The organism is Coprococcus hominis (ex Arizal et al. 2022) (assembly GCF_040094675.1).
GTDB classification, from domain to species: domain Bacteria; phylum Bacillota; class Clostridia; order Lachnospirales; family Lachnospiraceae; genus Coprococcus_C; species Coprococcus_C hominis.
Genome location: NZ_JBBNHG010000004.1, coordinates 1 through 9035 on the forward strand (window position 1 = coordinate 1; position 9035 = coordinate 9035).

Here is a 9035-nt window from a genome sequence, read left to right on the forward strand (position 1 = left end):
AACACGATGTTCAAACAAGCCGCCACTGAGCCATGGATGGCGAGCGGAGGGCGCATAGGAATCGCAGATTCCTATTTTGGATGCGCCCGACAACCTGCCGACGAGCGTATGCGAGTGGGCGATACCCGAGCGGCGTTTGCGTGCGATAAGAAGATGTACAACAGAACATCCTAGTACTTCTTAGTTTCAATACATCTGATATTTTGAGATGCGGTTGTGGACATATATACAAAGATTCTGCACATTTTATATTGCGTTAACTATATAGTGGATGTATGCGAATCATTAACCAATCCCACCCAGTGCGATACCAAGGATCAGCACAAGGATACAGATCGGGCAGTACAGATATTTACAGACAGGTACATACTTGTCTGTAAATTTTTTGTTACGTCCAAGGTTGACCTGCTCCTCGACATAGTTCTTACCGTATACCCAGAAGAACATGATACCGGCGAGACCTGCACCAAGCGGGCAGATGTAGATGGACAGAACATCCATCCAGTCGGATACGATTCCCTGAATACAGATGGACACAATCACGCCGATGACACCGATGAGAAGACAGGAGAGCTTGCGGTTTAAGTGAAGCTTTTCCTGCACCGTTGCGATTGGCGCTTCGTATAAGTTAAGCAGAGACGAAAGTCCTGCGAAAAATACCGCTACGAAAAAGATGATCGCTACGATGTGTCCGCCCGGCATAGACTTAAATAAGCTAGGAAGGAAGATAAACATCAGTCCCGGACCACCCTGGTCAAGCTGTGCACCGGTTGTAGCCATGGCAGGGATGATCACGAGTGCGGCAAGTATCGCGGCAATCGTGTCGAACAAGGCAACACGACCGGCGGAAGCAGGAATATCCTCGTTATCCGGCAGATACGAACCATAGATTAACGTTCCGTTTCCGGCAACAGACAGGGAGAAAAATGCCTGTCCCAAAGCGAAGATCCATGTCTCCGGCTTTGCCAGAGCGGAAGGTTCGACGCGGAAGATGTACTTATAGCCGTCGATGGCGCCCGGCTGACATGCCGTGTAGATTGCAAGGATCAAAAACAGCAGGAAGAACACCGGCATCATGATCTTATTCGCTTTCTCGATACCATTTCCGACACCGAACATCAGGATTATAACAGCAACTACAAGTGCGATGATCTGCCACAGATTGTTGCCGAAGGCAGAAGCCATTCCACCAAACGATGCGGCGAAGGAATCGATATTGTCCGGGGCAAGCGTGCTTCCGGTAAATGTTCCGATCATGTATTTCAGAATCCATCCCATGACGACGGTATACCCAATCGCCATCGCAAGAGAACCAAGCACCGGGATAAAACCGAGCGTTTCGCCGACCTTTCGTTTGCCGCGGGATTCACATGCGGCACCAAAGGCGTCAATCGGGCCGGATCGTGTGCCTCGTCCGAAGCTCATTTCCCCGATGACACCGGTCGATGCAATCAAAACGACAAAGATAAAGTATGGGATCAGATACGATCCGCCACCATAGAGGGATACACGTGTCGGGAACATCCAGATATTGCCCATGCCGACGGCAGAGCCGATGCAGGCGAGGATGAAACCGAGACGGTTAGTAAAAGATTCACGTTTGCTCATATAATTTCTCTCTCTCTGAATATTTTGAAAATTATTCCGCACGAACTATGCAGAAAATGAAAAATCTAAAATCTACTATACAGTATAACTGCCAAAATGTAAAATGAATAATAAAAAACGCACGGAAAGGCGGTTGTTTTTTGACGGATTCTATACTAATATACATAATAAATTAAAATGTTTTTTTGATGGGAGATAAATATGAGAATCGGGAAAATAGAGCTTATGCGTTTTCTGGGGGCTGTGCTGATCATGAATGCACATTTTGGCTATCAGGACCGACCATTTCAACTAAGCTGGTTTTTTGTAGAGTTCTTTTATATAATAACCGGATATTTTACAATGAGACATTTCGAGAAACAGGAACCACAGGAACACTTTGAAGCTGTGAAAATAGCGGTTGAGTATACGGGAAAGAAGTTTGTACAGTTTCTCCCGTATACTACGGGAGCGATATTGATTACATATATTGCTATGAATTGGCATTATATAGGAGAAGGTGCATTTGGAAACTTCATACGGTCATTTGAAAATATGCCGTTTGAGATGCTATATCTGTCTGAGGCTGCACCGGAGGGATCGTTGTTGTTTACAATGTGGTTTTTATCAGCGATGTGTCTGGTATTCCCGTTTTTCTGCCTGTTGTTGATGATGCGGAATCGCCGGTTATCTGGCATGATTTGTTTTTATGTAGCACTTTTTTATTATCTTCATACATATGATTATGGTGCACATGAGTTTCCAAATCGATTGGTACGAACATTTGCGGGTCTGTGTCTGGGCGCGACTATAGCGTTGTTGGCGGATTGGTTAAGAGGGATTTCATTAAATCGAACATGCAGGGTGTGGCTGTCAGTGCTGGAAGTAATCACATATGTGTTTCCAATTGTGACCTGTTACCCGCATTTTAAGTTTCTGCGTGGAAATCTGTTGTGCTTTGTGGTAAGTGTGACGATTATATTTTCCGGTCAGAGCATGGTGCCGGATATGTCCTGTCGATTTTTCTCATGCCTGGGCAGGCTTAGTATGCCGTTATATGTATGGCATATAGCAGTGTTGAGAGTAATTGAGAGATTCTTCCCTGATGTTGATATGTTGACAAAGGTGCTTGGCTTTTGGCTTGGTACGTTTGCTTTGGCAATAGGAAATATGTATCTGGTTGGATTCGTAAAACATCGTTTAAGAAAAGATAAGGAATGTACTATGAACTAAGAAAGAGGTGCAAGACATGACAGAACAGGAAAAGATGCTGGCAGGCAAGATCTACGATTCGTCGGACGAGACGTTACTTGCCATCCGTACAAAGGCACATAAGCTGTGTCAGACCTATAACCAGACTGCAGACACCGAGGAGAAAGCACGGGAGCAGATGATGCGTGACCTGATCCCTGATTGTGCGAAGGGCGTGTATCTGCAGGGACCGATCTATTTTGACTATGGGAAATTTACGACAATCGGTGAAAATACATTTGCCAACTTTAATTTCACAGTGTTAGATACCTGTCCGGTGCATATTGGCAATAATGTCTTCATCGGACCAAATGTATCGCTTGTGACACCGATGCATCCGTTTCGCTATCAGGAGCGTGACATCAAGTTCAGGCCGGATGGTACGGCATACGATGATGAGTACGCAAAGCCGATTACGATCGGGGATAACTGCTGGCTCGCAAGCAATGTCGTTGTGACAGGTGGTGTGACGATCGGGGAAGGCTGTGTGATCGGTGCAGGCAGTGTGGTGACAAAGGATATTCCGCCACATTCCCTGGCGGTTGGAAATCCGTGTAAGGTAATCCGGCAGATCACGGAGGCAGATTCCATTCGAAATCGGGAAGATTTGTGGTAGATGAAAAAAGAGGGCAGCTTACCCTCTTTTTTGATATCTGACTTGCAGCCGCTTATAGCTGCTTTTTAATTGCTCGATTTCTTCCTGAAGAAATCGGTTTGTCTGTTCTACGCTGCACACATATCCGTATTCTGGCAGCGTCTGGATGAAGTCCATGATACTGCTGCAAAGTGTGCGCTCTTCCAGTGGAAGAATCATGGAATTCCCATCGTTTCGTACCAGCATCAGGAACGTCATGGATGGCGGTGTAAACGCGATGGAAATATTCAGAGACGTATGTATTTTGGAAGGATCTAATAGCAGAAAATGATAGTCTGTATCATTTTGGTTTGCCTCTATAAATTTGCGGAGAATATAAATACGGTCTTCGATATCAAAGCGGGCAGCGAGCGTATCCGGGAAATTCACATTTTTTCCTTCCGCGGTAAATAATTTTAAGCCTTCCAGCGTGAAGAGAATCGTATGGCTTTCCTTCGTAAGCTGACCGATCCGTTCTAATAATTTGGCGCGGATGACATCCTTGTAAGGGGATTCCAACATGTATTTGTCAATCATTTCCGGCGTGAGATATTTCTCGATGGTGGGCTGGATATTCAGGCAGATTGGATAGTTTAATGCCGGATCTACTCCATTTAATACATTTAACAGGTCAAGTGGTGTCTGCGCACCAGAGGTCAGGATATTTGACCGGGCAAGAAGCTGCTCGTAGTTGTGCAGATAATACTCGTGAATTGCTTTGTCGCTCAATATCAAGGCTGTCTCATAGGTTGGGGACAGCAGGATGACGTGTGTATTCGTGATGACATAATATGGGAACGCGGTTGCCTGTTGTTTAAAACGATTTCGCGCAGAGTAATAATAGTGCACTTCAAATGTGCCAGGAAATGCGGCAAATGATGGCAGCAGATTCTTCAAAATCTGAATGTTGTGTATATTATCATAGTTTTCGCCGTCCATCTGCGTTTTCTGATATTCGATTAAGTGCTTCACATGCAACGGCTGAAAGGTTGGGTGATACAGTGGTTTGAAGAAGATAGACGCGTATGGGTGACTCATATCAGCAAATGTATATATAAATGGATGATCTTCGGTTGTCACATTTTTCAGGGCGACAGAATAGATTGCGTTTACAATCTGATAGGTGCCTTGAATCAACATACAGTTCGACCAGGTATCGACATTTGATACAACCAAATCATAAGGGGAATCGTCTGTCTGGTAGAGCGTCGATGTGGACATTTCCAAAATACGCTTGATTTCCATATGTGTCTGGAAACGCTCGGTTCCAATCTGATTGATCAAAAAAGCCTGTTCTAATTCTTCCTTGTCAATCGGCGAAAGTGCGAAAAACGGAAGAAGCTTTTCGTAGATTTCTTTTGTGATTTTTCTTTGCCCGGATAAGATCTTCTGAAGTGTTGTACGATTGAGGCCGCTTTGCTGAGAGATAGAATATACCGTATATCCGTTTGATTCGATGTAGTGCTTGATCAAAGCCTGTATTGTATCCATAATTTTCCTCACTATACTTTAATGCTATGTATATTTTAAAACACAACTATATAAAATGCTATCGCTAAAAATTACAAAAACCGTCACATTTTTTGTCACATATTGAAAATGCATATTTTTTTCTTATAATTGGAACTGTATTGGCAAGGTAGACGGAGAAAAGGGGAGAATGTAATACGTGTTTGTGACAATGATTATATAAACTCCTTGCACATATCGGAAAAGTCTGCGTAATTGCAGACTTTTTTGCTTTGTCAATAAAAAATAACAAAGGGGGCTTTATATGAGAGCAATGAAATGTTGGAAACGGCTGACTGCATTTTTGTTGTCATTCGTCATGGTGCTTGGATTGGTTCTGACAAATGGAATCACCTCCGAAGCAGCGAGGAAAGAAACTGCATGGACAGAAGACGGGGAAATCGAAGTAACTGTTCCAAGTGTTATGTACAAGACACATGTGCAGTCATTTGGATGGGAGAAAAGCTGGAAGAAGGACGGACAATCTTCCGGTACGTTTGGAAAGGCAAAACGTCTGGAAGCCATTCAGATTCATGTAGACGGTGGTTATGGTATTGGAATTGAATACCGTACGCACGTGCAGAGCATTGGTTGGCAGGGCTGGAAGCATGATGGACAGTTATCCGGCACAAGTGGACAGTCAAAACGTCTGGAGGCAATTCAGATTCGTCTGACTGGTAATAATGCAGATTTATATGATGTATATTATCGTGTACATGCACAGACCTATGGCTGGATGGGCTGGGTAAAAAATGGAGAGCCAGCAGGTACAGCAGGACAGGCGAAGCGTCTGGAGGCAATCCAGATTATTATAGTTCAGAAATGGGAATCTCCAGTCTACATGTACAATGCAAGCGGAGAGTCATTAAAGGGCTCTGAAAGCTGTGGATTTGTCGGAACAGCAAAGACAAATACATCCGATGCAAATGGTGTGGTAACATACAAAACGCATGTGCAGAGTTATGGAAACCAGAACTGGGTAAGCGATGGCAGTATTGCCGGAACAAGCGGAGAGGCGAAGCGTCTGGAAGCCATCTATATCAAGTTAAATGCATCGAAGCTTGGCTATACCGGAGGTATCCGTTATAAGACACATGTACAGTCATTTGGCTGGGAGAAAGAATGGAAAAAGGATGGTCAGATGTCTGGAACGAGCGGAAAGGCAAAACGTCTGGAAGCCATTCGAATTGAGCTGACCGGCACGATTTCTTCTTATTATGATGTATATTATCGTGTCCACGCGCAGTCATACGGCTGGATGGGCTGGGCAAAGAACGGAGAGACTGCAGGTACAGCAGGACTTGGAAAACGATTAGAAGCAATCCAGATCTGTCTGGTAGAAAAGGGCAGCGATGCTCCAAATGCATTGCCGGCAGCTTCCAATGCCAAGGCTTATCAGGGAACACCGGAGCCAGTAGATAATAGTATCATTTATGTATATTCATGGAACACAGAGCTGGGAGAACGTCTGGAGTATTTTAAAGATAAATATCCACAGTATGCAGACAAAGTAAAATTTGAAAATCTGGGACTTGGCGGAACAAGCGATGAATACAAGAAAGAAATCGAAGCTGCATATCAGAAGGGCGGTCAGAAGGTTCCTTCGATTGTAGCGATGGATGAGGATGTTTCAAAATATTTTATGTCTTCGGACATGTTTGTGAGTATGGACAGCATTGGTATTACAAAGAAGGATTATAGCAATGCATTCCAGTACACAATTGATCATGCAACCGTAAATGGCAAGTTAAAAGGACTTTGCTGGCAGGCAACACCGGGATGTTTTGTCTATCGTACAGATATTGCACAGAAGGTGCTTGGAACTTCTGATCCGGCAAAGGTACAGACATATGTAAAGGATTGGGATGCCTTTATGCAGACTGCAGAAAAGATGAAGCAGGCAGGCTATAAGATGGTATCCGGACCAAAGGAAATCCAGAATGCGGCATTGGCAGATCGAAAGAGTGCATGGGTAAATGATGGTACTGTTACGATTGATCCGGCTGTTGACAAATATTTAGAGCTGGCAATGCAATTGATCGACAATGGTTATACAAACAAGAATGATCCTTGGACTGATGGCTGGCAGCGTGATTTCACAGGGGATGTATTTGGCTATTTCGGATGCCCTTGGTTTGTATACTGGTCAATCAACGATGAGGAAAGTGGTTCCGCTACAGCAGGAAAGAGAAATATCTGTGCAGGCCCTTCCGCTTATAATTGGGGTGGTACATATCTTTCTGTAACGGATAAGTGTCCAAACAAAGAGCTTGCAGCGCTTGTATTAAAGACACTTTGCTGTGATACCGATGTGATGTATAAGATTCAGGACGAGACCTTGGATTTTGTAAACAACAAGGCGGCCGTTCAGAAGATGATTGCGAATGGAAAGGGTGCAACTCCGATTTTGGGAGGTGCAAATCCATTGCAGACATGGTATAATGTAGCAGTCAAGGTTGATGGATCAAAGGCAACACAGTACGATTCGGTATTTGAGGGATATCTGTATACGCTTATTGATGGATATGAGAATGGATACAACGAGTCGAAGGATAATATGAAATCAATGTTGAAAGCGATGATTAAAGATGGATATCCAAATTTAACAGTGAAATAAAGAACGTTGTTTTTGACGGTAAGGAGCGCAGGTATTGCTTGTGCTCCTTCTTTTGTTTTGTAAATAGAATGTAAAAAAAACAAAGTTATTGCAAATTTATTATCATGTGTTATACTAAATATAGTTTCTGGCTATATAGTTTTAATAACCATGGAAACGTAGGATAAAAAAGGAGGATTTAAAGGGATGAGAGGCAAAAAATGTTGGAAAAGGGTGACAGCCGTCCTGATGGCATTCATGATGCTGGTCGGACTTGTAATGACAAATGGCATTACATCGGAAGCATACTGGTATAACAGCGAGGGTGAGCGTTATCCGAATGTTGGGTATAGAACCCATGTACAGTCAAAAGGCTGGGAGAGAACATTGACTTTGAACGGAAGAACATCCGGAACAGTCGGAGCAGGAAAACGTCTGGAAGCAATCCAGATCATTGTAGAGCCAGGGTATGGTGTTGGCGTTGAGTACCGTACACATATTCAGTCAAAGGGCTGGGAGAAAACATGGAAAAAAGATGGTGAAACATCTGGTACAAGTGGAGAGGCAAAACGTCTGGAGGCAATTCAGATCCGCCTGACTGGTACAAACAAGAACAAGTATGATATTTATTATCGTGTACAGGCACAGACTTATGGCTGGCTTGGCTGGGTAAAGAATGGTGCTTATGCAGGAACTGCAGGACAGGCAAAGAGACTGGAAGCAATCCAGATTATCATTATGCCAAAGACAGATTATCCAACGGATTACGAGGGCTTTGATGGAACGATCGGTGGTGGATTCGTAGATATGGGTAAGAACCCGACAACCAATGGTTCAGGTGCAGTTTCTTACATGACACATGTACAGTCATATGGTAACCAGAAATGGGTAAGTGATGGTTCTATCTCCGGAACAAGCGGAGAGGGAAAGAGACTCGAAGCAATCTCGATCAAGGTAAACAATGCACAGTTGAATAATATCAGCGGTGGTATTGCATATGCAACACATGTACAGACTTATGGCTGGTCACAGGGCTGGAAGTATAATGGAGCAGCATCTGGAACAAGAGGAGAAGGAAAGCGTCTGGAGGCAATCCGTATTCAGTTAACAGGCCAGCTGGCACAGTACTATGATGTATACTATCGTGTACATGCACAGACTTATGGCTGGCTCGGTTGGGCAAAGAATGGCTCAATCGCAGGTACATCCGGTTTAGCAAAGAGACTGGAAGCAATTCAGATCGTGATTATTCCAAAGGGTGAGGATGCTCCAAACCCATTGCCGGCAGCACCGGGTGCAGCAGCATATGTGCATTAATCGGAATACATAACAGAAGATTGGAAGAGACATTATGAGTGATCATAATGTCTCTTTTTTATGCACGTCAATTGTAATCTGAGATTCCATACCCGCCATCTCAGACTTCTTTAAAAGTTAATAGTAGTAAGTGTAAAGGAA

General features: G+C 43.8%; 6 protein-coding genes. 4 read left to right on the forward strand and 2 right to left on the reverse strand.

Annotated elements, in window-relative coordinates:
• Positions 1-285: 285 nt before the first annotated feature.
• Complete coding sequence (locus tag AAAT93_RS00050; protein WP_227573608.1) at positions 286-1608, reverse strand: sodium-dependent transporter; 1323 nt, start codon at positions 1606-1608, stop codon at positions 286-288.
• Between the two features lie 201 nt (positions 1609-1809).
• Here AAAT93_RS00050 and AAAT93_RS00055 point away from each other — a divergent pair, with 201 nt between their 5' ends.
• Both AAAT93_RS00055 and AAAT93_RS00060 read left to right on the forward strand, forming a co-directional pair.
• A complete protein-coding gene (locus AAAT93_RS00055) occupies positions 1810-2820 on the forward strand; it encodes an acyltransferase family protein (protein WP_021985990.1) in 1011 nt (336 codons plus the stop codon).
• Positions 2821-2836: 16 nt separating this feature from the next.
• Positions 2837-3454: a sugar O-acetyltransferase gene (locus AAAT93_RS00060; protein WP_227573609.1), complete on the forward strand. Its 618-nt coding sequence runs from the start codon at positions 2837-2839 to the stop codon at positions 3452-3454.
• 18 nt (positions 3455-3472) lie between these two features.
• Here the strand turns inward: AAAT93_RS00060 and AAAT93_RS00065 are convergent, their stop codons facing one another.
• Positions 3473-4963: a helix-turn-helix domain-containing protein gene (locus AAAT93_RS00065; protein WP_227573610.1), complete on the reverse strand. Its 1491-nt coding sequence runs from the start codon at positions 4961-4963 to the stop codon at positions 3473-3475.
• Between the two features lie 283 nt (positions 4964-5246).
• Here AAAT93_RS00065 and AAAT93_RS00070 point away from each other — a divergent pair, with 283 nt between their 5' ends.
• Positions 5247-7598, forward strand: a complete 2352-nt coding sequence (locus tag AAAT93_RS00070; protein WP_227573611.1) for a hypothetical protein — start codon at positions 5247-5249, stop codon at positions 7596-7598.
• Positions 7599-7784: 186 nt separating this feature from the next.
• Positions 7785-8894, forward strand: coding sequence for a hypothetical protein (locus AAAT93_RS00075; RefSeq protein WP_227573612.1), 1110 nt, complete (start codon positions 7785-7787; stop codon positions 8892-8894).
• Positions 8895-9035 lie beyond the last annotated feature (141 nt).

Excerpts from the sequence above, each read along its gene's own strand:
- AAAT93_RS00050 (WP_227573608.1), bottom strand. The coding sequence starts at position 1,608 with ATGAGCAAACGTGAATCTTTTACTAACCGTCTCGGTTTCATCCTCGCC.
- AAAT93_RS00055 (WP_021985990.1), top strand. The coding sequence starts at position 1,810 with ATGAGAATCGGGAAAATAGAGCTTATGCGTTTTCTGGGGGCTGTGCTG.
- AAAT93_RS00060 (WP_227573609.1), top strand. The coding sequence starts at position 2,837 with ATGACAGAACAGGAAAAGATGCTGGCAGGCAAGATCTACGATTCGTCG.
- AAAT93_RS00065 (WP_227573610.1), bottom strand. The coding sequence starts at position 4,963 with ATGGATACAATACAGGCTTTGATCAAGCACTACATCGAATCAAACGGA.
- AAAT93_RS00070 (WP_227573611.1), top strand. The coding sequence starts at position 5,247 with ATGAGAGCAATGAAATGTTGGAAACGGCTGACTGCATTTTTGTTGTCA.
- AAAT93_RS00075 (WP_227573612.1), top strand. The coding sequence starts at position 7,785 with ATGAGAGGCAAAAAATGTTGGAAAAGGGTGACAGCCGTCCTGATGGCA.